At 58.1% G+C, this 25,038-nt stretch carries 24 protein-coding genes; 18 read left to right on the top strand and 6 right to left on the bottom strand.

Annotated elements, in window-relative coordinates; all coding sequences use genetic code 11:
- The first annotated feature begins 7 nt into the window (after window positions 1–7).
- The 3 genes from UTO39_RS03195 to rimL all read left to right on the top strand — a co-directional run bounded on the left by UTO39_RS03195 (window position 8) and on the right by rimL (window position 3,387).
- Window positions 8–781 (top strand): transporter substrate-binding domain-containing protein, encoded by a 774-nt coding sequence (locus UTO39_RS03195; protein ID WP_025756391.1) that lies wholly within the window; start codon window positions 8–10, stop codon window positions 779–781.
- Between the two features lie 356 nt (window positions 782–1,137).
- Window positions 1,138–2,793, top strand: a complete 1,656-nt coding sequence (locus tag UTO39_RS03190; RefSeq protein ID WP_320726448.1) for a glucan biosynthesis protein — start codon at window positions 1,138–1,140, stop codon at window positions 2,791–2,793.
- A gap of 45 nt (window positions 2,794–2,838) precedes the next feature.
- Window positions 2,839–3,387, top strand: coding sequence for a 50S ribosomal protein L7/L12-serine acetyltransferase (gene rimL / locus UTO39_RS03185; RefSeq protein ID WP_320726447.1), 549 nt, complete (start codon window positions 2,839–2,841; stop codon window positions 3,385–3,387).
- Here the strand turns inward: rimL and ydcK are convergent.
- On the bottom strand, window positions 3,382–4,362 hold the full coding sequence (gene ydcK, locus UTO39_RS03180; protein ID WP_320726446.1) for a YdcK family protein: 981 nt from the start codon (window positions 4,360–4,362) through the stop codon (window positions 3,382–3,384). The genes rimL and ydcK overlap by 6 nt on opposite strands.
- 122 nt (window positions 4,363–4,484) lie before the next feature.
- Here ydcK and tehA point away from each other — a divergent pair, with 122 nt between their 5' ends.
- Together tehA and tehB are read left to right on the top strand one after the other, a co-directional pair.
- Window positions 4,485–5,486 carry a dicarboxylate transporter/tellurite-resistance protein TehA gene (tehA, locus tag UTO39_RS03175; RefSeq protein WP_266178048.1) on the top strand — a complete coding sequence of 334 codons (1,002 nt, stop codon included), beginning with the start codon at window positions 4,485–4,487 and terminating at the stop codon, window positions 5,484–5,486.
- Window positions 5,486–6,079, top strand: coding sequence for a tellurite resistance methyltransferase TehB (gene tehB / locus UTO39_RS03170; protein WP_151413748.1), 594 nt, complete (start codon window positions 5,486–5,488; stop codon window positions 6,077–6,079). Before tehA ends, tehB begins: the two co-directional genes overlap by 1 nt.
- Here the strand turns inward: tehB and pepT are convergent.
- Window positions 6,076–7,305: a peptidase T gene (gene pepT, locus UTO39_RS03165; RefSeq protein WP_253541968.1), complete on the bottom strand. Its 1,230-nt coding sequence runs from the start codon at window positions 7,303–7,305 to the stop codon at window positions 6,076–6,078. The genes tehB and pepT overlap by 4 nt on opposite strands.
- 111 nt (window positions 7,306–7,416) lie before the next feature.
- On the opposite strand from pepT, the gene UTO39_RS03160 reads away from it, so the two are divergent.
- Both UTO39_RS03160 and UTO39_RS03155 read left to right on the top strand, forming a co-directional pair.
- The gene (locus UTO39_RS03160) at window positions 7,417–9,012 is read left to right on the top strand and encodes an ABC transporter substrate-binding protein (RefSeq protein WP_320726654.1); all 1,596 of its coding nucleotides are present in this window, start codon (window positions 7,417–7,419) and stop codon (window positions 9,010–9,012) included.
- Window positions 9,013–9,147: 135 nt separating this feature from the next.
- Window positions 9,148–9,822, top strand: coding sequence for a DUF3313 domain-containing protein (locus UTO39_RS03155; protein ID WP_061098240.1), 675 nt, complete (start codon window positions 9,148–9,150; stop codon window positions 9,820–9,822).
- A 33-nt stretch (window positions 9,823–9,855) separates the two neighbouring features.
- On the opposite strand, the gene UTO39_RS03150 is transcribed toward UTO39_RS03155, so the two are convergent.
- Entirely contained in the window at window positions 9,856–10,752 is an 897-nt protein-coding gene (locus UTO39_RS03150) for a DMT family transporter (RefSeq protein WP_320726445.1), read from the bottom strand.
- Between the two features lie 174 nt (window positions 10,753–10,926).
- Between UTO39_RS03150 and UTO39_RS03145 the strand changes: the two genes are divergently transcribed.
- Window positions 10,927–11,799, top strand: a complete 873-nt coding sequence (locus tag UTO39_RS03145) for a helix-turn-helix transcriptional regulator (RefSeq protein WP_320726444.1) — start codon at window positions 10,927–10,929, stop codon at window positions 11,797–11,799.
- Here the strand turns inward: UTO39_RS03145 and UTO39_RS03140 are convergent.
- Window positions 11,779–12,945: a benzoate/H(+) symporter BenE family transporter gene (locus UTO39_RS03140; RefSeq protein WP_320726443.1), complete on the bottom strand. Its 1,167-nt coding sequence runs from the start codon at window positions 12,943–12,945 to the stop codon at window positions 11,779–11,781. The genes UTO39_RS03145 and UTO39_RS03140 overlap by 21 nt on opposite strands.
- A gap of 92 nt (window positions 12,946–13,037) precedes the next feature.
- Here UTO39_RS03140 and UTO39_RS03135 point away from each other — a divergent pair, with 92 nt between their 5' ends.
- Both UTO39_RS03135 and UTO39_RS03130 read left to right on the top strand, forming a co-directional pair.
- A complete protein-coding gene (locus UTO39_RS03135; RefSeq protein WP_061098236.1) occupies window positions 13,038–13,565 on the top strand; it encodes a helix-turn-helix domain-containing protein in 528 nt (175 codons plus the stop codon).
- Between the two features lie 80 nt (window positions 13,566–13,645).
- Window positions 13,646–15,610: a U32 family peptidase gene (locus tag UTO39_RS03130; RefSeq protein ID WP_320726442.1), complete on the top strand. Its 1,965-nt coding sequence runs from the start codon at window positions 13,646–13,648 to the stop codon at window positions 15,608–15,610.
- Here UTO39_RS03130 and UTO39_RS03125 read toward each other — a convergent pair whose 3' ends face one another.
- Window positions 15,611–15,841: a DUF2554 family protein gene (locus UTO39_RS03125; RefSeq protein WP_061099667.1), complete on the bottom strand. Its 231-nt coding sequence runs from the start codon at window positions 15,839–15,841 to the stop codon at window positions 15,611–15,613.
- A gap of 243 nt (window positions 15,842–16,084) precedes the next feature.
- Between UTO39_RS03125 and UTO39_RS03120 the strand changes: the two genes are divergently transcribed.
- Window positions 16,085–16,447 carry a hypothetical protein gene (locus tag UTO39_RS03120; RefSeq protein WP_320726441.1) on the top strand — a complete coding sequence of 121 codons (363 nt, stop codon included), beginning with the start codon at window positions 16,085–16,087 and terminating at the stop codon, window positions 16,445–16,447.
- A 157-nt stretch (window positions 16,448–16,604) separates the two neighbouring features.
- On the opposite strand, the gene ftrA is transcribed toward UTO39_RS03120, so the two are convergent.
- On the bottom strand, window positions 16,605–17,612 hold the full coding sequence (gene ftrA / locus UTO39_RS03115; protein WP_320726440.1) for a transcriptional regulator FtrA: 1,008 nt from the start codon (window positions 17,610–17,612) through the stop codon (window positions 16,605–16,607).
- 73 nt (window positions 17,613–17,685) lie between these two features.
- On the opposite strand from ftrA, the gene UTO39_RS03110 reads away from it, so the two are divergent.
- The 7 genes from UTO39_RS03110 to urtE all read left to right on the top strand — a co-directional run bounded on the left by UTO39_RS03110 (window position 17,686) and on the right by urtE (window position 25,009).
- Window positions 17,686–18,099 carry a rhodanese-like domain-containing protein gene (locus UTO39_RS03110; RefSeq protein ID WP_320726439.1) on the top strand — a complete coding sequence of 138 codons (414 nt, stop codon included), beginning with the start codon at window positions 17,686–17,688 and terminating at the stop codon, window positions 18,097–18,099.
- Between the two features lie 156 nt (window positions 18,100–18,255).
- Window positions 18,256–19,359: a cobalamin-independent methionine synthase II family protein gene (locus tag UTO39_RS03105; RefSeq protein ID WP_320726438.1), complete on the top strand. Its 1,104-nt coding sequence runs from the start codon at window positions 18,256–18,258 to the stop codon at window positions 19,357–19,359.
- Window positions 19,360–19,560: 201 nt separating this feature from the next.
- A complete protein-coding gene (gene urtA, locus UTO39_RS03100; RefSeq protein ID WP_320726437.1) occupies window positions 19,561–20,832 on the top strand; it encodes an urea ABC transporter substrate-binding protein in 1,272 nt (423 codons plus the stop codon).
- Window positions 20,833–20,856: 24 nt separating this feature from the next.
- Window positions 20,857–22,431, top strand: coding sequence for an urea ABC transporter permease subunit UrtB (gene urtB / locus UTO39_RS03095; protein ID WP_320726436.1), 1,575 nt, complete (start codon window positions 20,857–20,859; stop codon window positions 22,429–22,431).
- Entirely contained in the window at window positions 22,431–23,504 is a 1,074-nt protein-coding gene (gene urtC, locus UTO39_RS03090) for an urea ABC transporter permease subunit UrtC (RefSeq protein ID WP_266178037.1), read from the top strand. The genes urtB and urtC overlap by 1 nt, the downstream gene beginning before the upstream one ends.
- A complete protein-coding gene (gene urtD / locus UTO39_RS03085) occupies window positions 23,504–24,301 on the top strand; it encodes an urea ABC transporter ATP-binding protein UrtD (protein WP_320726435.1) in 798 nt (265 codons plus the stop codon). The genes urtC and urtD overlap by 1 nt, the downstream gene beginning before the upstream one ends.
- A 9-nt stretch (window positions 24,302–24,310) precedes the next feature.
- Window positions 24,311–25,009, top strand: coding sequence for an urea ABC transporter ATP-binding subunit UrtE (gene urtE / locus UTO39_RS03080; RefSeq protein WP_126818165.1), 699 nt, complete (start codon window positions 24,311–24,313; stop codon window positions 25,007–25,009).
- The last annotated feature ends 29 nt before the right edge of the window (window positions 25,010–25,038 follow it).

Raw genomic sequence — 25,038 nt, 5'->3', positions numbered from 1 at the left:
GTATGAGATGAAATTACGCGCGCTAGTTGTCGGCATGGGATTGCTGTGTACCTTTTCGTCCTTCGCGGCCACCGAGCTGCGCTACGGTCTGGAAGCGGAGTACCCGCCTTTTGAGAGCCGCAACGCGGCAGGCGAGCTGGAAGGTTTTGACGTTGAGCTGGGGAATGCCATCTGCAAAGCGGCTGCGCTGAAGTGCAGCTGGGTAGAAACCTCGTTTGACGCGCTGATCCCGGGGCTGGTGGCGAAGAAGTTTGACGCCATCAACTCGGCGATGAATATCACCGAACAGCGCCGCAAGAGCATTGATTTTACACAGCCGATCTACCGCATTCCTTCTCAGCTGGTCGGCAAGGCCGGTACGGCGGTCGAAGCGACGCCTGAAGGGCTGAAGGGAAAAACCATCGGCGTGCTGCAGGGGTCAATTCAGGAAACCTATGCCAAAGAGCACTGGGAAAAGCAGGGTGTCACCGTGGTGTCTTATAAAGATCAGAATATGGCCTGGGGTGACCTGCTGAATGGCCGCATTGACGCCTCGCTGGTGATGTCCGCGGCCGGGCAGGCGGGTTTCCTCAGCAAGCCGCAGGGGAAAGGGTTTGGCTTCATCGGCAAACCGGTGTCTGACGACACGATCCTCGGCAGTGGGATCGGCTTTGGGTTGCGCAAAGGTGACGAGGCCACCAAAAAGCAGCTTGATGCCGCCATTGATAAAGTACGTGCCGACGGCACGATCGCCAAACTCGCTGATAAGTACTTCCCGGGTATCGATGTCAGCGTAAAATAACCGCCTCATTCGCCCCGGCGAACGATGTCGCGCCGGGGCATTTTTAATACACTTCATCCTTCAAGCTGCCTCTGCGTTGGCTACGTCTGTTCACCCCAGTCACTTACTTCAGTAAGCTCCTGGGGATTCTCAGACTTGCCGCCTTGATCCAGCATGAATGATTTTGTGTATTTACTATTTTTTACACCACTTTCGGGCCGTTCTGGTCGACAGAAAATATTTCTCACTTTGTTCAGATAATCACCGGCCAACAATTGGATTCTTAACCATTTTTGTTTAGGCTGTGCGTTCTTTCTTGCCGTCATTTCGCCGAGCGCGAAACACATTCACACGACCATAAGGACGTTTTTCCAGGCATGAATCGCAGACGTTTTCTAAAAGGCTCGCTGGCTGTGGCAGCCCTGAGCGGCACCTCCGGCCTTGCTTCCCTGTTTTCCAAAGCGGCATACGCTGCTGACTCTGACATCGCTGACGGTCAGAGCCGTCGGTTTGACTTCTCCGTACTGCAATCCATGGCGCATGACCTGGCGAAAACCCCATGGGGTGGCGCGCCGCGTCCGCTGCCGGAGACGCTGGCGACCATGACGCCGCAGGCGTATAACGCCATCCGCTACGATGAAAAACAGTCTCTGTGGAACAACATTGAAGGGCGTCAGCTGGACGTGCAGTTCTTCCATATGGGAATGGGGTTCCGCCGCCGCGTGCGGATGTTCTCGCTGGACCAGTCGACCGCTATGGCGCGCGAGATCCACTTCCGCCCCGAGCTGTTCAGCTACGGTGACACGGGAGTTGATACCAAACAGCTTGAAGGGCAAAGCGATCTCGGCTTCGCGGGTTTCCGCGCCTTTAAAGCGCCAGAGCTGGCGCGCCGCGATATCGTCTCTTTCCTGGGCGCGAGCTATTTCCGCGCGGTGGATGACACCTACCAGTACGGCCTTTCCGCGCGCGGTCTGGCGGTAGATACCTTTACCGACACCCCGGAAGAGTTCCCGGACTTCACCTCCTTCTGGTTTGAAACCGTTAAGCCTGGCGATACCACCTTTACCGTCTATACGCTGCTGGACAGCCCGAGCGTCACCGGTGCCTATAAATTCGTAATCCACTGCGAGAAGAGCCAGGTGATCATGGAGGTGGAAAACCATCTCTACGCGCGTAAGGACATTAAGCAGCTGGGCATCGCGCCGATGACCAGCATGTTCAGCTGCGGCAATAATGAACGCCGCATGTGCGACACCATTCACCCGCAAATCCACGACTCCGACCGCCTGGCAATGTGGCGCGGCAACGGGGAGTGGATCTGCCGTCCGCTGAATAACCCGCAGAAGCTGCAGTTCAATGCCTATCTGGATAAAAATCCGAAAGGGTTCGGCCTGCTGCAGCTCGACCGCGATTTCTCCCACTATCAGGACGTGATGGGCTGGTATAACAAGCGCCCGAGCCTGTGGGTTGAGCCGCGCAACGACTGGGGGAAAGGCTCCATTGCGCTGATGGAGATCCCAACCACCGGTGAAACGCTGGATAACGTGGTCTGCTTCTGGCAGCCGGAAAAACCGGTGAAAGCGGGCGACGAGCTGGACTTTAAATATCGTCTCTACTGGAGCGCGCAGCCGCCGGTGCGTTCCCCGCTGGCTAACGTTTACGCGACCCGCACCGGTATGGGCGGCTTCCCGGAGGGCTGGGCGCCGGGCGAACACTATCCGAAAGTGTGGGCCCGTCGCTTTGCTATCGACTTCGTCGGGGGCGACCTGAAGGCCGCCGCGCCGAAGGGCATTGAGCCGGTGATTACGCTCTCCAGCGGTGAAGCAAAGCAGGTTGAGATCCTCTACGTTGAACCGTTTGACGGCTATCGCATTCTGTTTGACTGGTATCCAACCTCTGACTCTACCGAACCGGTGGATATGCGTCTGTTCCTGCGCTGCCAGGGCGATGCCATCAGCGAAACCTGGCTGTATCAGTATTTCCCGCCAGCGCCGGATAAACGTAATTACGTTGATGATAGGGTAATGCGTTAACGATCGATTCCCTCTCCCTCCGGGAGAGGGTTAGGGTGAGGGGCAATGACCGCAACACAATCCGAAACTATTCCCGTATCAGACGCTCTCGAGCTTCGCGCCGTTGAAGAGCGCTACACCGCCGATCTGCATAATCTCGTCGTTAAAAACAGAGCCTATCTGCAAACCGCCTTTGACTGGGCGCAGCACGTCGGAAGCGTTGAGGATACCCGACGTAACGTGCAGAGTAACCAGATGCTGCACCAGCGCGGCTACGCCAAAATGTTTTTGATCTTTAAGGACGAAGAGCTGGTCGGCGTGCTGTCGTTCAATGCGATTGAGCCTGCCAACAAAGCCGCCTACATCGGCTACTGGCTGGATGAAGCGCATCAGGGGCAGGGGATCCTCTCGCAGTCAATGCAGGCGTTTATGCGCTACTACGCCGGGCGCGGTGAGATCCGCCGTTTTGTGATCAAGTGTCGGGTGGCGAATCAGCACAGCAACCGCGTTGCCCTGCGCAACGGCTTTACGCTGGAAGGGTGCCTGAGGGAGGCGGAATACCTGAACGGCGCCTATGACGATGTGAATATCTACGGGAAAATTTATACCCTATAGCGCCCCCAGCAGCGGCGTGTGGGTAATGCGCTGGTCGCCGTTGATCACCTTTTCACCGCGCAGGTGAATGCTCTCACCAGCAAAGGCCTCTATCACCGCATCGTCGGTGATTTCTACCCGATGCTCAATCAGCACGTCGCCGCTGATCCGCGCGCGTCCCTGAATCACCACTTTATCATCCAGCATGATCGGCCCGCCGCGCAGCCATGCCTGCCCGCCGATCAGGACGTGATGCTTGATGACGCAGTTTCCTTCCACCACGGCGTTCTCCGCAATCTGTGAGCTGTAGCGCACGGTAGGGATGGCGTCGTCGTCGAAACCGGCTATCACGCGGGCGTTGCCGTACACTTTGGCGCAGTCGCACACCCAGACGTTGTTGAGTTCGTTACCTTCGATGATAGCGCAGTCGAACACTTCAGCGCGGTGCTCAACAAACGCGTTATTCACCATCGCCTCGCCGTATATTTGCGCCTGATGCACAATGCGCGACCGGCTTACCGTCGCCTTACCGTAAATTTGCAGGATCTGGTCGTGGTCCGGCGTGAGGCCTTTAGCAGCAATGATGACGCTGTTGTGCAGGACGCGCGCGTCGCCGTAGAGATGGCACTCACCCCGCACGCAGGAGTGCTGAACGGTGACGTTGTCACTTATCCGCGCCCCGTGACTGACCTCTGCGGCGTCCAGCCAGCAGCTATCGCCGATGTGCGCGTCATGGCTGACGGTGCACGGCAGGGTAAGGCGCGCGTTGCCGGACACGGTTGCACCGGCGAATACCACGCTGTTCTCATCGTAGATCCAGCAGTCTCCGTCCTGAGCAAGGGCGCGTTCATCGTCAACCCAGCCGCCTTTCGTACCGGCCGTCACATCGTTAAAATCCACCGTGGCGATAACCTGCCGCAGCGTCGTTGTGTGGGATGTTTCGCCATTTTTCCATTGCCAGAGCCGGGTTTCATCGCTGAGCCGATACTTTTTCATCGTGGGATCCCTGATATGCGTCTTCACTAAACGTAGCAAACTTTCGGCTTTCCGTTGTGCTGGCATCCGTCGCGGAAACCTCTTAAAATGGCATTTAAAATACATTTTAAAAATTAAAATTAATGGATAAATTAAACAAACCCCAACAGGCGCTTAACCTTCCCGCAGGCTATTTTGGCATGGTGCTTGGCATCATCGGCATGGGTTTCGCCTGGCGATACGCCAGCACCCTGTGGCCGGTGACGCGCTGGCCGGGTGAGATTCTGGTTGCTCTCGCGGTTGCATGCTGGTTTTTACTGACGGCGGCGTTTATTACCCGTGCGATCCGCTTCCCGCACAGCGTGCTGGCAGAGATGCGCCACCCGGTAATGAGCAGCTTCGTCAGCCTTTTTCCGGCCACCACCATGCTGGTCGCCATCGGTTTTGTGCCCTGGTTCCGCCCGGTATCGCTGGCGCTGTTCGGCGTGGGGGTGGTGTTACAGCTTGCTTATTCCGCCTGGCAAAGCGCCGGGCTCTGGCGAGGCCGACACCCGCAGGAGGCCACCACGCCGGGATTGTATCTGCCGACGGTGGCGAATAATTTCATCAGCGCGATGGCGTGCGGTGCCCTGGGCTTCAACGATGCAGGGCTCGTTTTTCTCGGCGCGGGCGTCTTTTCCTGGCTCAGCCTGGAGCCGGTTATCCTCCAGCGTCTTCGCAGCGCCGGAGAGCTTCCCACCGCGCAGCGCACCGCGTTAGGCATTCAGCTGGCCCCCGCGCTGGTGGCCTGTAGCGCCTGGTTTAGCGTCAACGGCGGGGAAGCCGACACCTTCGCCAAAATGCTGTTCGGCTACGGCCTGTTGCAGCTGCTGTTTATGCTGCGCCTGCTGCCGTGGTATGTGTCTCAGCCGTTTAACGCCTCGTTCTGGAGCTTCTCGTTTGGCGTGTCGGCCCTGGCAACCACGGGGCTGCACCTGGGACACGGCAGTTCGTCCGGATTTTTCCACGCCATTGCCGTGCCGCTGTTTATCTTTACCAACCTTATCATTGGGATGCTGTTGGTCCGTACGTTTATTCTGCTGATTCAGGGCAAACTTCTGGTGCGCACTGATAAAGCACTGCTTATGCAATCTGAGGAAAAATAATGGCTGTCGATGAAAATTACTTCACAGAGAAATATGGCTTAACCCGTACGCATTCAGAGGTGCTGTACAGCGCGGGGATCGTGAAGCCCGGCAAGACGCTGGATCTGGGCTGTGGAAATGGCCGCAACAGCCTGTACCTGGCGGCCAACGGCTACGATGTCACCGCCTGGGATAAAAACCCGATGAGCGTGGATAACATTGAGCGCATCAAGGCGGCAGAAGGGATTGAGAATCTGCATACTGCCGTCAAAGATCTGAACAGCCTGAGCTTTGACGGCGAGTACGACTTTATTCTTTCCACCGTGGTGCTGATGTTCCTGGAGGCGAAAACCATCCCGGGCCTTATCGCCAACATGCAGCGTTGCACCAAACCCGGCGGCTACAACCTGATCGTTGCCGCGATGGACACGGCGGATTACCCGTGCACCGTCGGCTTCCCGTTTGCGTTCAAAAGCGGCGAGCTGAGCAGCTACTACGAAGGCTGGGAGCTGCTCAAATACAACGAAGAGGTGGGCGAGCTGCACCGCACCGATGAAAACGGCAATCGCATCAAGCTGCGCTTTGCCACCATGCTGGCGCGCAAGCCCGCTTAACGGGCGGCCAGCAGGCAGATCTGCAGGGCAGTCTTGTAAGACGCCTCGAACGACGACAGCGGCAGGAACTCAAACTTCGAATGGAAGTTATGCGCGCCGGTGAAGAAGTTCGGGGTGAGTAACCCTTTTGCCGACAGCGCCGCACCGTCCGTGCCGCCGCGCATAGGGATCGGTTTTGGGGTGATGCCGAGCGATTCCATCGCTTCAAACATCAGGTCGATGGCGCGCCGGTCTTCGCCAATCGCATTGCTGATGTTGCTGTAGGTATCTTCAATGCGATACTCCACCTTCGCCGTCGGGTGTTGGGCGGCAATCAGCGCGGCGACGTCCGCAATCTGCTGCTTGCGGGCGGCAAAGCCGGCTTTATCAAAATCACGAATATTGGCCTTTAGCACGGCGTCGTTCTGTCCGGCCTGAATGCCGTTAAACCAGATATAGCCCTCGCGGCCCTCGGTGCACTCCGGGGTTTGCTGGCGGTCGAAATGGCTGATGAAGTCGGTCGCCATCAGTAATGGGTTCACCAGCACGCCTTTGGCGGACATCGGGTGCGCCGTCACGCCGGTGAAGTGGATCTCTGCCGCTGCCGCGTTAAAATTCTCGTAAACAATTTCTCCCAGCTCGCAGCAGTCGATAGTCCAGGCAAAGTCCACGTCGAAGCGTTTCAAATCCAGCGCCTTGGCGCCGTTCAGGCCAATCTCTTCGTCGGGCACAAACGCGACCACAATGTCGCCATGCTGATGTTCAGCGGTGAGGTTTTCCAGCACGGTCATCACCACCGTCACCGCTGCTTTATTATCTGCGCCCAATACGCTGGTTCCGTCGCTGAAAATAATCTCCTCATTCGGGTAAGCCAAAATTTCCGGGTGCTCATTCACCCGCAGCCAGATGTCTTTTTCCTTATTCAGACAGAGATCTTCACCATTAAAGGTTAATATTTGCGGATGAATATTCGGTGATAAACCGACGTCAACGGTATCAATGTGGGTAATAAAGCCGATGCGCGGCGCGCCGGGTACGTTGCCTTTTTTCACTGCCGTCACGGTAGCGAATTCGTCAATCACGATGTCGTCTAACCCCAGCTGCGCCAGCTCCTGCGCCAGTTCTCGCGCCATGTCGTGCTGGCCCGGCGTGGAGGGCAGGGTTTTCACTTTTGGATCGCTCTGGCTGGTAATCGCAAGATAGCGGAAAAAACGGTGCGTTAATTGTCTGGAAAGCGGCGAGCCCATAGTGTTTTCTTCCTTATTTATTTTTCGGGTGTTTGCCACTTCACTTTAATGTTATTTATGAAATGGCAAAAGAATTAATTAGCCGTCGAATTAAAAAGACAGGAATAAATGATGACAAGCAAACGCACAACGTTAACGCTGGCACTCGCTGCGCTCACGGTCAGTTCCACCGTAGGCGCGAAAACGCTGGTGTATTGCTCCGAAGGGTCACCGGAAAACTTTAATCCTCAGCTATACACCTCGGGCACCAGCGTGGATGCCAGCGCCGTGCCGGTCTATAACCGGCTGGTCGATTTCAAACCCGGCACCACGGAGCTGGTGCCGAGCCTGGCAGAGCGCTGGGAGGTGAGCGACGACGGCAAGGTTTACACCTTCCATCTGCGTAAAGGGGTGAAGTTCCAGAGCAATAAATTCTTCACGCCGACCCGCGATTTTAACGCCGATGACGTGATCTTCTCGTTTATGCGTCAGAAGGACGTGAATCATCCGTATCACAACGTCTCAAACGGCAGCTATTCCAACTTCGAAAGCCTGGAGTTTGGCAGCCTGATTACCGCCATTGATAAAGTCGATGACCACACGGTGCGCTTTACCCTGGCCCATCCGGAAGCGCCGTTTGTCGCCGATCTGGCATGGTATTTTGCCTCAATCCTCTCCGCGGAGTATGCCGATGCGATGCTGAAAGCGGGCACGCCGGAGAAGGTGGATATGCAGCCGATCGGCACCGGGCCGTTTAAGCTGGCGCAGTATCAGAAGGACTCCCGAATCCTGTTTACCGCGTTTGCCGACTACTGGCAGGGGAAATCGAAGCTGGACAGGCTGGTCTTTACCATTACCCCGGATCCCTCCGTGCGTTTTGCCAAAATTGAGAAAAACGAATGCCAGGTGATGCCGTTCCCGAACCCGGCGGATCTGCCGCGCATGAAGGCCAATAAAGATATTACGCTGATGAGCAAGGCCGGGCTGAACACCGGTTTCCTGGCGTTTAACACCCAAAAGCCGCCTCTGGATAACGTGAAGGTTCGCCAGGCGCTGGCGATGGCGATCAATAAACCGGCCATTATCGACGCGGTGTTCCACGGCACCGGAACCGCGGCGAAAAACCTGCTGCCGCCGGGCGTCTGGAGCGCTGACAGCGAACTGAAGGATTACGATTACGATCCTGAAAAAGCGAAGGCGTTGCTGAAAGAGGCAGGTTTAGCCAGCGGCATGAGTATCGACCTGTGGGCGATGCCCGTCCAGCGACCCTATAACCCGAACGCCAGACGGATGGCGGAGATGATTCAGGCTGACTGGGCGAAGGTGGGGGTGCAGACCAAAATTGTCACCTATGAATGGGGAGAATATCTCAAGCGCGTGAAGGACGGTGAACATCAGGCCGCCCTGATGGGCTGGACGACCGCAACGGGCGACCCGGATAACTTCTTTGGACCGCTATTTACCTGCACCTCGGCAAACGGCGGTTCGAATTCGGCGAAGTGGTGCTACAAGCCGTTTGATAAAATTATCGCGGAAGCAAAATCAACCACCGATCGCGACAAGCGCGTGGCGCTGTATAAAGAGGCGCAGCAGATCATGCATGACCAGATGCCTGCGGTCATGATTGCGCATTCAACGATCTTCGAACCGGTGCGCAAAGAGGTGACAGGCTACGAAATCGATCCGTTTGGCAAACATTTGTTCTGGCAGGTGGATATTAATCAATAATTTTTCACTGCCCGGTACGCTGCCGGGCACTCTTTTCGCAATTTGTGCTCTCCACACCATTTTTTGTCACAACAAACCCACCGAACTTTTGCTATAACTTCAAATGCATACTTGCAGATAACATGGAAAACTATCATGCGTACTCAAACTTTTTTTAAAGTTGCAGTGCTTACTGGTTTATTGGCAGTGGCGGGCTGTTCTTCAAAGGTCGCGGCTCCAGAACAATATTCAGGCTTTTTAAAAGATTATTCCGGCCTGCAGCAGACGACCTCTGCAACGGGTAAACCAACGCTGCGTTGGGTTGATCCTTCCTATAACGAAGCCAACTACGACAGCATTATCTGGACGCCGATTACCTATTATCCTGCGCCAAAACCAACCACTCAGATTGGTCAAAAAACGCTTGATGAGCTGCTGAATTATACCAATAACAAAATGAAAACGGCGATTGGTACCCGTAAGCCGATTGTGACCACGCCGGGTAAACACAGCCTGATTTTCCGCGGGGCAATTACCGGGGTGAGTTCCCAGAAAGAGGGCCTGCAGTTCTATGAAGTGGTGCCGGTCGCGCTGGTGGTGGCGGGTACGCAGATGGCAACCGGGCATCGCACCATGGATACCCATCTCTACTTTGAAGGCGAGCTGATCGACGCGGCCACCAACAAGCCGGTGATGAAGGTGGTGCGTAAAGGCGAAGGTAAAGAGCTGGCAAACGAAAACACGCCTATGGGCTTCGCTACGCTGAAGCAGGTTGTTGACGACATGGCGACGGACGCCACCATGTTTGACGTGCATAAAACAGCGAAATAACGTTAAGCGGCCTGCATCGTGCAGGCCGTTTTTTTACGCCGTACGCAAGCGCCTGAACCAGGTCTCTGGTTTCGTGAACATCACCATATTCCCGCCCAGAATCAGCAGCAAACCGACGATACCGTTGATGTGCCAGACGTAGCCTTCATACACCGTTGAGATGGAGAGCGCCACCAGCGGGAAGAGCAGCGTACTGTAAGCCGCTTTCCCGGGGCCGATACGTCCCACCAGCGTGAAGTAGGCGCCAAAGGCAATCACCGAGCCGAACAGGGCCAGATAGAGCAGCGCGCCCATATAGGTGACCGTCCATTCCGGGGTAAAGCTGTCGCCTCTGAAAAGCGCAATACATCCCATCACCAGCGTGCCGTAAAGCATCGCCCAGGCGTTGGTGGTCATGGTTTCTAGACCTCTGCGCTGATGGCGCATGCTGATCATATTGCCCAGCGAAAAGCCGTACGTGCCGAGAGCGGAAAGGCCAATGCCCGTCAGGAGCGATACGCTCCAGCCGCTGGCCAGCAGGTCGTCCCAGAAAAGGGTCACGATCCCCACAAGACCGAGCGCTGCCGCCGTCCAAAAACGCGCGGGCGGGCGCTGTCCGAAGAAAATAAAGCAGTTAATCGCGTTGTAGAGCACCGCCATGGAGAAGATCACCGATTCCAGCCCGGTGTTGATGTGTGCCGCCGCGGTATAAAAACACCAGAAGTTAAAGCAGAAGACGCAGCATCCCTGAAGCATGCAGAACAGGTGATCCCGCAACGCCAGCTTGCGCAGCCGGTGCAGGGCGAGTAACACCACCATCATCGTGGCGCTGGCCACCGCGAAGCGCCAGAAAATAGAGACGGGTGCGGGTACGGGACCCTGCTGCAGGAAAATGGCAATCCAGGTGGTTCCCCAGATGATCACCACCAGTCCGTATAATAACGCGTTCATATTTTTTCTCTTCTCAAACCACGGAAGCCCGCAGTATGACGCCGTCATCGGTCAGGGGCTTTCACCGGCTTGCGGTAGACTTGCAAAATCTTGCGCTTTTTTCTTTTCCGGGGGCTGGCAACGGGGGACAACAGTTCTTAGACTGACAGTTCACTCAATAACGCGCTAACGGTTATGTCTCACGCTTACGATACCTTTGAAACGCTACGCCAGCAGAATGCGGTCCTGCGGGAAACCGTCTCGCTCAATTCCGGCATTCAGCTGGCGGCGTGGTACAACAAGCGCGATACGATAACGGTTAAAAGCAATCATCATACCCTAAGCCTGTACGTCGCCGACGGCTACGAGAGCTATCAAAAGACGCCGGGCGGCTGGAAGAACGGCGGGGGACCGGACCGTTTCTGTCTGATGCCGAAAGAGAGTGAATCGACGTGGGATATCCGCGACGATCTGTCGTTTGTCCATCTTTACTGCACCGATGAACACCTGCGCGATGTGGGCGAAAAAATCTGGGACAAGCGGCCGCTGTCGCTGACCCTGGACGAGCGCATTTTTGGCAGCGACCCGAAGATCACCGCGCTGTACCGCCAGTTTCTGCTCGGCTGCGACTGGCAGCAGCAGGCCAATCAGCTCGCCCTGAGCACGGCCTCCACGCTGCTGTTGACCCACCTGCTGCAAAACTACTCTAACGTTCAGTGGAAGCTCCCGGTCGTTACCGGCGGGCTATCGCCGTTCGTTCTGCGCAACGTGTTGGCCTTTATCGAAGAAAACCTTGGGCAGCCCCTGACGCTGGCCGAGCTGGCGGCGCAGGCCGCCCTCAGCGAATACCATTTTGCCCGCATGTTCCGCCAGTCGACGGGGCTGGCGCCGCATCAGTACGTCATGCAACGGCGCATGGAAAAAGCGAAAAACCTGGTGCAGCATACCTCGACGCCGCTGACGGACATCGCGCTGGCCTGCGGGTTTAACTCCGCCAGCCACTTCAGTAACCGTTTCCGCAGCGTCATGGGCATCACGCCCTCACAGCTACGCGCGGCGAGCGCGTGAAAACAGGGCGTAGCATACGCCGCCCAGCACCAGCCCCCAGAATGCCGAGCCGATGCCCAGGATCGTGACGCCGCTCGCGGTCATCAGAAACGTGACGATGGCCGCGTCGCGCTCCGCTTCATGATTTAGCGCCTGATATAAACTCCCGCTGATAGTACCCAGCAGCGCCAGACCGGCCAGCGTCTGGATCCAGCTGAGCGGCAGCGCAGCCATTATGCCGGTGATGGATCCGCCGAACACCCCCGCCAGCAGATAAAACCCGCCGGCCGCGATGGCCGCCAGCCAGCGTTTACCGGCGTCCGGGTGGGCATCCGGGCTCTGACAGATAGCGGCGGTAATGGCGGCTATGCAGATGGAAAAGACGCCGAAGGGGGACAGCAGCAGCGCCAGCCCGCCGGTAAAAATAATGAGCGGGGAGACCGCCAGCGGATAGCCGGACGCTTTCATCGTCGCGAAACCGGGGGCATTTTGCGAGGCCATGGTCACCAGGAAGAAGGGCAAGCCGATGCTCACCAGGCTGGTGAAGGTAAAGTCCGGGGCAGTAAACTCAGGCATCACGAGGGAGAGAGTGATTTTATCGGTGACAACGTCACCTCCCGCCCACGCCACGATCCCGCCCGCTAGCAGCGTTACGACGATGGCATAGCGCGGTGCCAGCGCTTTCGCCAGCAGCCACGCGGCAATCATGCTGCCGCACAGCAGAAAGTGCCCATCCAGATGGGCAAACGCGTGCAGACCAAACTGCAGGAGTACGCCTGCCAGCATGGCGGCCGCAAGCGAATGGGGGATCAGCCTCATCAGACGGGCGAAAAGGCCGGTAATGCCGCAGAGTAAAATGAGCGCGTTGGCGAAGATGAACACGCCGATTGTCTCAGCCAGCGTCACGCCGTGCAGGCTGGTGGCGAGCAGCGCCGCGCCGGGCGTTGACCAGGCGGTCAGCACCGGGGCTTTATACCACCAGGAGAGCGCCAGCGTGCTGACGCCCATCCCAATCCCCAGCGCGGTCATCCAGCCCGCAATCTGCTGCGCGCTGGCGCCTGCCGCCGCGGCGGCCTGCCAGATGATGGCTGCCGAGCTGGCGTAACCGACCAGAACGGCGACAAATCCAGCCAGTACGGCTGGAACGAGATGAGAGGAAGGGCGCATAGAGACTCCGCTGTGCGTTATAACGTCCGCGATAAGGTAACACTGTGCGCTATAGCGTACAAGTGGTATGCTCGGAGTCATCAGGAGGGAGCATGGACATTACACAACATCTTGCAGCAACGCTGAAAACGCTGCGCCAGGCGCGCGGCTGGAGTTTGTCGAAGCTGGCGGACGAAACCGGCGTGTCGAAAGCGATGCTCGGGCAAATCGAGCGCAATGAGTCCAGCCCGACGGTGTCGACGCTGTGGAAAATCGCCACCGGGCTGAACGTCCCGTTCTCCGCCTTCATCACGTCCGAGGCGGACAGGCCGGCCGTGTTTGACTCGCAGCAGCAGGCGATGGTGGTCAAACCGCTCTTTCCCTGGGATGAGACGCTCGGGTTTGATTATTTCTCTATTACGCTGGCACCGGGCGCCGTGAGCGAGTCCACGCCGCACGAGGCGGGCGTGATTGAGCATGTGGTGGTGATCGGCGGCGAGCTGGAGATGAACATCAACGGCGAATGGCAGACGATTTTTGCCGATTCGGGCGTCCGTTTTGCCGGCGATAAACCGCACGCCTACCGCAACAGCAGCGACCGGCCGGTGCATTTTCACTCTCTGATCCATTATCCCCGCTGAGGCTACGCAAAACTGTTTCGCTGGCGCATACTTCTGACTACAATAGCCGCCATTTTGACCATAACGGATAACGACGAAGTATGCGCCTGCAATCCCATCATCTTGAACTTTTAAGCCCGGCCCGCGACGCCGCCATTGCCCGTGAAGCGATCCTTCACGGCGCTGACGCCGTCTACATCGGCGGCCCTGGCTTCGGTGCCCGCCATAACGCCAGCAACAGCCTGCGCGATATTGCCGAGCTGGTGCCGTTCGCCCACCGTTTCGGGGCGAAAGTGTTCGTGACCCTGAACACCATTCTTCATGATGATGAGCTGGAGCCCGCGCAGCGTCTGATTACCGATCTCTACCAGACCGGCGTCGATGCCCTGATTGTTCAGGACATGGGCGTGCTTGAGCTGGATATTCCGCCTGTCGAGCTGCATGCCAGCACCCAGTGCGATATCCGTACGGTAGAAAAGGCGAAGTTTCTCTCCGACGTGGGCTTTTCGCAGATTGTTCTCGCGCGCGAGCTGAACCTCAATCAGATCCGTGATATTCATCAGGCGACTGACGCGACGATTGAGTTCTTTATTCACGGCGCGCTGTGCGTGGCCTATTCCGGCCAGTGCAACATTTCCCACGCCCAGACGGGCCGCAGCGCCAACCGCGGCGACTGCTCGCAGGCCTGCCGTCTGCCGTATACCCTGAAAGACGATCAGGGGCGCGTGGTGGCGTTCGAAAAACACCTGCTCTCCATGAAGGATAACGATCAGACCGCCAACCTGGGCGCGCTGATTGATGCAGGCGTGCGCTCCTTCAAGATTGAAGGGCGCTACAAAGACATGAGCTACGTGAAGAACATCACCGCGCACTATCGCCAGATGCTGGACGCCATTATTGAAGATCGTGGTGACCTGGCGCGCGCCTCGGCCGGTCGTACCGAGCATTTCTTTATTCCGTCGACGGACAAAACCTTCCACCGCGGCAGCACGGACTATTTCGTGAACGCCCGCAAAGGGGATATCGGCGCGTTTGACTCACCGAAGTTTATCGGTTTACCGGTCGGTGAGGTGCTGAAAGTGGCGAAAGATCACCTGGACGTTGAAGTGACGGAGCCGCTGGCGAACGGCGACGGCCTGAACGTGATGATCAAGCGTGAAGTGGTGGGCTTCCGCGCCAACACGGTCGAAAAAACCGGCGAGAACCGCTACCGCGTCTGGCCGAATGAAATGCCTGCCGATCTTTACAAGGCAAGGCCGAACGCGCCGCTCAACCGTAACCTGGATCATAACTGGCAGCAGGCGTTGCTGAAAACCTCCAGCGAGCGCCGCATCGCGGTGGATATTGAGCTGGGCGGCTGGGAAGAGCAGCTGATTCTGACCATGACCTGCGAAGACGGCATCAGCGTAACGCATACGCTTGATGGCCTGTTCGAGGTGGCAAACAACGCGGATAAAGCGCTTAACAGCCTGAAGGACGGCGTGGCGAAGCTGGGCCAGACGATTTACTACGCGCGCGCTATCGAGGTTAATCTGCCGGACGCGCTGTTCGTGCCGAACAGCCTGCTTAACCAGTTCCGCCGCGAAACGGCAGAGATGCTGGATGCCGCACGCCTGGCGCACTATCCGCGCGGCAGCCGTAAGGCCGAATCCGTTCCTGCGCCCGTGTATCCGGACACCCATTTATCGTTCCTGGCCAACGTTTACAACCATAAAGCGCGTGAATTCTATCATCGCCACGGCGTGCAGCTGATCGACGCGGCCTATGAAGCGCACGAAGAGAAGGGCGATGTGCCGGTGATGATCACCAAGCACTGCCTGCGCTTTGCTTTTAACCTGTGCCCGAAACAGGCGAAAGGGAATATCAAGAGCTGGAAGGCCACCCCCATGCAGCTGGTCAACGGTGACGAAGTCCTGACCCTGAAGTTTGACTGCCGTCCTTGCGAAATGCATGTTATCGGCAAAATGAAAAACCACATTTTCAAAATGCCACCGCCGGGCAGCATCGTCGCGTCCGTGAGCCCGGACGACCTGATGAAAACCCTGCCGAAACGCAAGGGCAGTTAACTACCTTACGTGCGTGTCCGGTTTGCGCGATTTCTGCCACAGGTGGTGCTCGCGCAAACCCTCCGCTGACTCTTCCGCTGCACTGCGTAACTCGTCGCTGTCGGCCTCATGCCGCAGCTGATGTTCCACATTCTTTACCCAAATATATTCATGGCCTTTGTGCCCGGCCATCAGCTGGCCGGAAAACAGCGCACAAATAAGCATGACGAGAGATAACCCTTTTTTCACCATGGTTTCACCGCTGAATAACATTGCGGGAATAAGCATGCCGATTATTTTTTCTCGTTATTATTCAATAATTCAAAGTACAGCAAAGAAAGTGTCAAATACTGTAGGTAGTGAATCCGTCTTAAGAAATATCCTAAATATGGAATACGCGTTGTAAACTACCTGTTCTGGTACGGAAATAGACATTTACTTTAAGGATAATCCTATATAATAGAGGTTCTCTGGCTAAGGAATGAGTCTAAATAAATGAAAAAAATAATCGCGCTTGCGCTCCTCGTGGCGGCCGTTGGGGCTACCGCAGGGGTTCGCTATATCGGTAATGACGAACCAGAATATATTCAGACCGCGGAAGTTCGCGTTGGTTCTTATTTAACCAGCGACTATGGACGCGTAGCCTGCAATAGCAAAAAAGTAAATGATCAACGCTGGGAATTAGACTGCACCCATCCGGCACGGGGAAAAACATTCCAGTTTGCGGTATATCCCTCTGAAAAAGCTCCCTATGGAGTATCGCGTTCGTTTTATCTCGAGGCACTTAACGATGATGCAAAACAGAGCGCTGAGCAGGGTCTGATGCGCTATTTGCAAATCAATACCAGCGCGAGTTAACCGGGCTGTTTAGGTTTCGTTAAGACAGCCGGTGTTAGTTTATTCGAGATCCGCTGCCCGACCATGGAGCGTCGGGGACGTAGAGACCAAAATACAAATCTATCCATGCAAGCATTTACCGCCAGATAATGGCGGTTTTTTTTTTGCGCTTTTGCCGCTAGCGGGCAGGATCGGAACGTGAAAACTGTTTACGATACTGAGCCGGAGAAAGCGCGAACTGCTGACGAAAATGATGGCGCAGCGTCGACGCCTGACCAAACCCGGTCTGTTCAGCGATGCTGTCGATGCTTAAACGGCTGCTCTCCAGATAATCTTTTGCTCTCAGCAGGCGCTCGTTGAGCAGCCAGCGTGCGGGCGTCGTGCCTGTTGCCGCCTCGAAGCGACGAAGAAAGGTGCGCTGGCTCATGCCGACCCGACGCGCCAGCGAGTCGACGCTGTGCGGCTCGACGAGGTGCGTGTGGAGAAAATCAAACAGCTGGCCCAGGCGCTGGCTCTCCCGCAGCCGCGCAACCGGGCGGCTCAGCTGCTGCGGCTGAGAACCATCCCGGTGAGGGGGGATCACCAGCCGTCGCGCCACGCTGTTGGCGGTTTCCATGCCATAGTCCCGCCGGACGACGTGCAGACAGAGATCGATTCCCGCCGCGCTGCCTGCGGACGTCAGGATATCGCCTTCGTCCTGGTAGAGCACGTCCTCAACTACCTCGATGTGAGGGTAGCGGGCCTTAAGCGCGTCAATGTAGCGCCAGTGCGTCGTGGCTATACGGCCGTTCAGCAGCCCCGCAGCGGCCAGCACGAACGCGCCCGAACAGATGGACAGCAGCCGGCATCCGCGCGCTCTGGCCTGGCGCAGTGCCTCGCAGAGCGCCGAAGGAACCGGTGCGTCCAGCCCCCGCCAGCCGGGAACCACGATCAGGTCCGCCGACGCAAGCAGGCTCAAGTCGCCATCGGCAACGATGCGGATCCCGCCGGTCGCCCGCAGTTCTCCGCTATCCACGCTCGCCACCGCAAAACGGTACCAGTCGTCGCCCAGCTCCGGACGCGGCAGGCCAAAAATCTCAACCGCCACGCCAAACTCAAAGGTACACAGCCCGTCATACGCCAGCACTACCACCTGCGGGCGGATAACCTGTCTTAAGTTTGTCATCTTTTTGCTGTTTTCTGGCATAAGTGAGCGCATTCACGGGCTGAATTTGTGGATAGAGTAGTGTTAACACAAACGCCAAAGATGAGGAAGGATCATGAGCTATGTTACTGAATTTCCGGCTGCCGAGCCGCAGGAAGCCGTTACCCATTTTCTGCGTCGCCTGAGCGTCGAAACCGACTGCGCCGACGTGCATCATGCCATCGCCAATAATGAGCAGGACTTCGTGCTGCTGCACGTGGTGGGGAGCCCGGCGCAGTTTGCCCGCCGCCACGTGCCGGGCGCGCTGCATATGCCCTGGAGCCAGATTACCGCTGAGCGGATGTCCAAATGGCCGGAGGGGACGCTGTTTGTCGTGTATTGTGCGGGGCCACACTGTAACGGCGCGGACAGGGCGGCGCTGAAGCTGGCGCGTCTTGGACTGCCGGTCAAAATCATGCTCGGGGGCATCACCGGCTGGGAAGATGAACGCTACGCGTTTGCCAGCCAGGCCCATGAGGCCGCGCTGTGAAGATGAATTTTTTTCAACACCCGTGAAATTTTCTCGTTTGCCGGAATCGGTCAGGTATGACATCTTTTTTGGACATTTAGACATCCAGAAGTCTAAAAGTTCAAATGATGAATTATCACTGCGGGCAATTAATACCGGCAGACTGAGGAGATTTCCATGCAACGACAGCACGCCCCATACCGCGCCGACGTAGTCGGCAGCTTTTTACGTCCGGATGCCGTTAAGCAGGCGCGCCTGAAGTTCGCCAGCGGCGAGATTGATGCCGGACAGCTTCGCGCGGTGGAGGACGAGGCCATTCGCCACGTCGTCGAGCAGCAGTGCGCGTGCTGCCTGCATGTGGTGACCGACGGTGAATTTCGCCGCGCCTGGTGGCACTTCGATTTCTTCGACGGTCTTCAGGGCGTTGAGCGTTACGATTCACAGCAGGGGATTCAGTTCAACGGGGTACAAACCAAAGCCCACGGCGTGCGCGTGACCGGCAAGCTGGGCTTTGGCGACCACCCGATGCTGGAAGACTTCCGCTATCTGAAAAGCATCAGCGGCAATGCCCAGCCGAAGATGACCATTCCCAGCCCAAGCGTGCTCCATTTCCGCGGCGGGCGCAAAGATATCGACGCGACGGTATACCCGGATCTGAACGACTATTTCGACGATCTGGCGACTACCTGGCGCGACGCCATCCGCGCATTCTACGAAGCGGGCTGCCGTTATCTGCAGCTGGACGACACCGTCTGGGCCTATCTCTGCTCGGACGACCAGCGCCGTCAGATCCGCGAGCGCGGCGACGACGCCGATGAGCTGGCGCAAATCTACGCCCGCGTGCTGAACAAGGCCCTGGAAGGCAAGCCGGAGGATCTGACCATCGGGCTGCACGTCTGCCGCGGTAACTTCCGTTCAACCTGGATTTCCGAAGGCGGCTACGAGCCGGTGGCGGAGGTGCTGTTCGGGACGGTTAACGTTGACGCCTTCTTCCTCGAATACGATAACGACCGCAGCGGGGATTTCGCGCCGCTGCGCTTCGTTCGCCCGGGCAAGCAGCAGGTGGTGCTGGGCCTGATCACCACGAAAAACGGTGAGCTGGAGAACCCGGAAGGCGTGAAGGCCCGTCTGGCAGAGGCGGCGAAATACGTGGCGAAAGAGCAGATCTGCCTCAGCCCGCAGTGCGGCTTTGCCTCCACCGAAGAGGGCAACAGCCTGAGCGAGTCCCAGCAGTGGGATAAGGTCCGCCTGGTAACGCAGATCGCCAGCGAAGTCTGGTAAAACCGCTTCCTCAGCGCTGCATTATAAAAGTGCAGCGCTGTGCCATTCTGAGTCGTTCTCTTTACATCCTGCCTTCCGTCTCCTGCAATAGCGCGTTCTTCATTCTGGCATCCTTTTTGCTCCTGCTTCGCTGACACCTTTATTTCCGCGTCCATGCCGTAACGGACGTTTTCGCACAGCGTTCTTTTCAGGAGTGAAAATATGCAGCGTCGTACCTTATTAAAAGCCTTTGCGTTATCCGCGTCCGTCGTGGCGATGGGAATGAGTTTTGGCGTGCAGGCGGCCGATACCATCAAAGTGGGGATCATGCACTCTCTGTCCGGCACGATGGCCATCTCCGAAACCCCGCTGAAGGACGTCGCCCTGATGACCATCGACGAAATCAACGCCAAAGGCGGCGTGCTGGGTAAAAAACTGGAGCCGGTGGTGGTGGATCCGGCCTCAAACTGGCCGCTGTTTGCCGAGAAGGCGCGCCAGCTGCTGAGCCAGGATAAAGTGGCGGTGGTGTTCGGCTGCTGGACGTCGGTTTCGCGCAAGTCCGTGCTACCGGTGTTTGAGGAGCTGAACGGCCTGCTGTTCTATCCGGTGCAGTATGAAGGCGAAGAGATGTCGCCAAACGTCTTCTATACCGGCGCGGCGCCGAACCAGCAGGCCATCCCGGCGGTGGAATACCTGATGAGCGAGGACGGCGGCGGGGCGAAGCGCTTCTTCCTGCTGGGTACCGACTACGTTTACCCGCGCACCACCAACAAGATCCTGCGCGCCTTCCTGCATTCGAAAGGCGTTGAGGATAAGGACATCGAAGAGGTTTACACCCCGTTTGGCCATAGCGACTACCAGACCATCGTCGCCAACATCAAGAAATTCTCCGCAGGTGGCAAAACCGCCGTGGTGTCGACCATCAACGGCGACTCCAACGTGCCGTTCTACAAAGAGCTGGCTAACCAGGGGCTGAAGGCGACCGACGTGCCGGTGGTGGCGTTCTCCGTAGGCGAAGAAGAGCTGCGCGGGATCGACACCAAACCGCTGGTGGGTAACCTGGCGGCGTGGAACTACTTTGAATCCGTGGATAATCCAACCAACCAGGCATTTGTGGCGGATTACAAAGCCTATGCGAAGGCGCACAAGCTGCCGAATGCCGATACCGTCGTCACAAACGATCCGATGGAAGCCACGTATGTGGGTATCCATATGTGGGCGCAGGCGGTGGAAAAAGCGGGCACCACCGACGTGGATAAGGTGCGTGCGGCGATGGCCGGTCAGTCGTTTAAGGCGCCGTCTGGCTTTACGCTCACCATGGATGCCACCAACCATCATCTGCATAAGCCGGTCATGATCGGTGAAATCGAAGGCAACGGCCAGTTCAACGTGGTCTGGCAGACGGAGCAGCCGGTGCGCGCCCAGCCGTGGAGTCCGTTCATCGCCGGGAATGACAAAAAGCCCGACCAGCCGATGAAAACCGCCAGCAACTAAGCCATTGCCTCAGGGAGAAACGTCATGAACGCCATGCGCATGTTCATCGCTCTTGTATGGCTTTCCGGACTGCTGCCAGGGATGGCGCAGGCATCGGATGCCGATCGTTTTGTTGCCGCCAGCCGAGGACAGCAGGCGGAACTCCTCGCGCAGTGGGCCGCCGCGCCGGATGCCGCCAGGCTTCCGCTGCTTCAGTCCCTGCAAAAGGAAAACCTGTATATCGACAGCCAAAAGCACGCCTTTGCGAAGCGTAGCGGCGAAATGGTTTCGCTCGGTGACGCCCGCGTGGCCGAAGGGCAAACCAAAGCCGTACGCCTGACGAACCGGCTGCGCGTGCTGGCCGCAACGGCCATTGCCACGCACCAGCTCGTTAGTGACAGTGTCACAGAAAGACGAGCTGCAGCCCGTCAGCTCCAGCGTGATGCCCAGCCCGACATGCTCGCTTTTCTGGAAAAGCGCGCCGGGGATGAAACGGACGCCGTAGCGCGTCAGGCGCTGCAGCTGGCAGTGGCAAACCTCCAGCTGGCGAGCCCGCAGCCGGAGGTGCGCCGCAGGGCCGTTGAACTGCTGTGCCAGTCAGACGATCCGGACGTGCAGTCCAGACTCACGCCATTTACCCAGGCGCAGACCGAGCCGGACGCCGGCGTGCGCGCGGCCGCAGTAGAGAGCCTTAGCCAGATTACGCATCGCCTGATGTGGGGCGATCTGCTGGGCCAAGCGTTTATGGGGCTGTCCCTGGGGTCGGTGCTGCTGCTGGCGGCGCTTGGGCTCGCGATCACCTACGGTCTGCTGGGCGTTATCAATATGGCGCACGGCGAGATGCTGATGCTGGGGGCGTACGCCACGTGGATGGTGCAGCAGGCGATGGCCGGGCTTGCGCCCCAGTGGCTGGCGCTCTATCCCGTTATCGCGCTGCCGGTGGCGTTCTGCGTGACGGCGGGCATCGGAATGGTGCTGGAGCGCACCGTGATCCGTCACCTGTACGGTCGCCCGCTGGAAACGCTGCTGGCGACGTGGGGGATCAGCCTGATGCTCATCCAGCTGGTGCGTATGACCTTTGGCGCCCAGAACCTGGAGGTGGCAAACCCGGCATGGCTTTCCGGCGGGGTACAGATTTTTGCCAACCTGACGCTGCCGTGGAACCGCATCGTGGTGCTGGGCTTTGTGCTGATGGTGCTGTTCTTCACCTGGCTCATTCTGAATAAAACGCGTCTTGGTCTGAACGTGCGGGCGGTGACGCAAAACCGCAGCATGGCCGCCTGCTGCGGGGTACCGACCGGGCGCGTCGATATGCTGGCGTTCGGGCTGGGTTCAGGGATCGCCGGGTTAGGCGGCGTGGCGTTATCCCAGCTTGGTAACGTCGGGCCGGAGCTTGGTCAGGGTTACATCATCGACTCGTTCCTCGTGGTCGTTCTCGGTGGCGTAGGCCAGCTGGCAGGCAGCGTGGCGGCCGCGTTCGGGCTGGGCATTTTCAATAAAATCCTCGAGCCGCAGATGGGTGCGGTGCTGGGCAAGATCGTGATTCTGGTGGCGATCGTCCTGTTTATCCAGAAGCGCCCTCAGGGGCTGTTTGCGCTGAAAGGGAGGGTGATTGACTGATGAGCCAGCCGCTGACCTTAACGCTGGCGCGTAAAGCGCCGCGCGTAACGCAGATTGCCGGCAGCCTGCTGGTGGCGTGTCTGCTGATATTACCGTTTTTCGCCCTGCTGCCCGCCACGCATCCGCTGGCGCTGTCGACCTGGATGCTGACGCTCATCGGCAAGATCCTCTGCTATGCCGTCGTTGCGGTGGCGCTGGATCTGGTGTGGGGCTACGCCGGGATGCTCTCTCTTGGGCACGGCATCTTCTTCGCCCTGGGCGGCTATGCGATGGGCATGTACCTGATGCGCCAGGCGTCAGGCGACGGCCTGCCCGCGTTTATGTCGTTTCTCTCCTGGAGCGAGCTGCCGTGGTTCTGGTGGGGTACCCAGCACTTTGCCTGGGCGCTGGTGCTGATCGTGATGGTGCCGGGCCTGCTGGCGCTGGTGTTTGGCTGGTTTGCCTTCCGCTCGAAGATCAAAGGGGTTTACTTCTCGATTATGACCCAGGCGCTGACCTACGCGGGCATGCTGCTGTTCTTTCGCAACGAAACCGGCTTTGGCGGCAATAACGGCTTTACCGGCTTCACCACGCTGCTCGGGTTTTCGGTGACGGAAACGGCCACCCGCATCGCGCTGTTTCTGGCAACCGTGCTGCTGCTGCTCCTGGCGTTGGGCACCGGATTCGCGCTGGCGAAGAGCAAGTTTGGCCGCATCCTGACCGCCGTGCGCGACGCGGAAAACCGCCTGACGTTCTGCGGGTACGATCCGCGCGGGTTCAAGCTGCTGGTGTGGACGCTCTCCGCCGTGCTGTGCGGCCTGGCGGGGGCGCTGTACGTTCCCCAGGTCGGCATTATTAACCCCGGTGAGATGTCGCCGACCAACTCAATAGAAGCCGCCATCTGGGTGGCGCTGGGCGGGCGCGGCACGCTGGTGGGGCCGGTGATTGGCGCGGCGCTGGTCAACGGGGCGAAGAGCTTCTTTACCGTCGCCATGCCGGAGTACTGGCAGCTGTTTCTGGGGCTGATTTTTATTGCCGTCACGCTGTTCCTGCCGCGCGGCGTCTACGGTCTGTTGCGTAAGGGAGAGAAATAATGCAGCAAACGGAAGGATTATTTACCCGCCAGTTGCCCGGCGATCGCTATCGGGACCAGACCGACCCGGTGCTTCAGCTTGAGGCCATCAGCGTCAATTTTGATGGATTTCAGGCCCTGACCGATCTCTCGCTGAATATCGGCGTGGGCGAGCTGCGCTGCGTGATTGGCCCCAACGGAGCCGGTAAAACCACGCTGATGGACGTGATTACCGGTAAAACGCGGCCAAAGAGCGGGAGAGCCATTTACGACCAGTCTATCGACCTGACCGCGCTGGAGCCTGCGGCCATTGCCCGTCAGGGGATTGGCCGAAAATTCCAGAAGCCCACGGTCTTTGAAGCGCTGACGGTGTGGGAGAACCTTGAGATCGCCATGAAAACCGATAAATCCGTCTGGGCGAGCCTGCGGGCAAAACTCAACGGCGAGCAGCGGGACCGCATTGACGAGATGCTGGTTCTTCTGCGCCTTGGCAGCGAGCGGGATCGTCGCGCGGGGCTGCTTTCGCACGGGCAGAAGCAGTTCCTTGAGATCGGCATGCTGCTGGTGCAGGACCCGCACCTGCTGCTGCTGGATGAACCCGCCGCCGGGATGACCGACGCGGAAACGGAATACACCGCCGAGCTGTTCAAAACCCTGGCGGGCAAGCATTCCCTGATGGTGGTAGAGCACGACATGGGCTTTGTTGAAACGATTGCCGATCACGTCACGGTGCTGCATCAGGGACGCGTGCTTGCGGAAGGCTCGCTTCGCGAGGTGCAGGCCAACGAGCAGGTGATTGAGGTCTATCTGGGGCGCTAAGGAGCGATGATGTTACAGGTTAACGAACTGAATCAGTACTACGGCGGCAGCCATATCCTGCGCGGCGTGAGCTTTGAAGCCGCCACCGGTGAAGTCACCTGCCTGCTGGGGCGCAACGGCGTGGGCAAAACCACGCTGCTGAAGTGCCTGATGGGGCTGATCCCGGCGAAAACCGGGGAGGTCATCTGGCAGGGTAAAACGATCACCCACAGCAGGCCGCACCAGCGGGTGCAGTCTGGCGTGGCGTATGTCCCGCAGGGACGCGAGATTTTCCCGCGCCTGACCGTGGAAGAGAACCTTCTGCTGGGGCTGTCGCGTTTTTCCGCCCGCGAGGCAAAGCAGGTTCCTGACGAGATTTGGCAGCTGTTCCCGGTACTCAAAGAGATGAAGCACCGCCGCGGGGGCGATCTCTCCGGCGGGCAACAGCAGCAGCTGGCGATTGGTCGCGCGCTGGCGAGCCGTCCGCAGCTGCTGATTCTGGACGAACCCACCGAAGGCATACAGCCTTCCGTCATCAAAGAGATTGGCCAGGTGATCCGCACCCTGGCAAACAGAGGCGATATGGCAATCCTGCTGGTCGAGCAGTTTTACGACTTTGCCGCCGAGCTGGCCGACAGCTATCTCCTGATGTCCCGCGGCACCATCATCCAGCGCGGGCGGGGCGAAAATATGGAGCAGGAGGGCGTTCGCGGACTGGTTGCGATCTGAAATGTTATAATATAACATCCTCATTTTTA

Source organism: Enterobacter sp. 118C5 (assembly GCF_034107645.1).
GTDB classification, from domain to species: Bacteria; Pseudomonadota; Gammaproteobacteria; order Enterobacterales; family Enterobacteriaceae; genus Enterobacter; species Enterobacter nematophilus.
The sequence above is the reverse complement of the archived record's forward strand: the minus strand, read 5'-3'. Positions and strand labels throughout refer to the sequence as shown.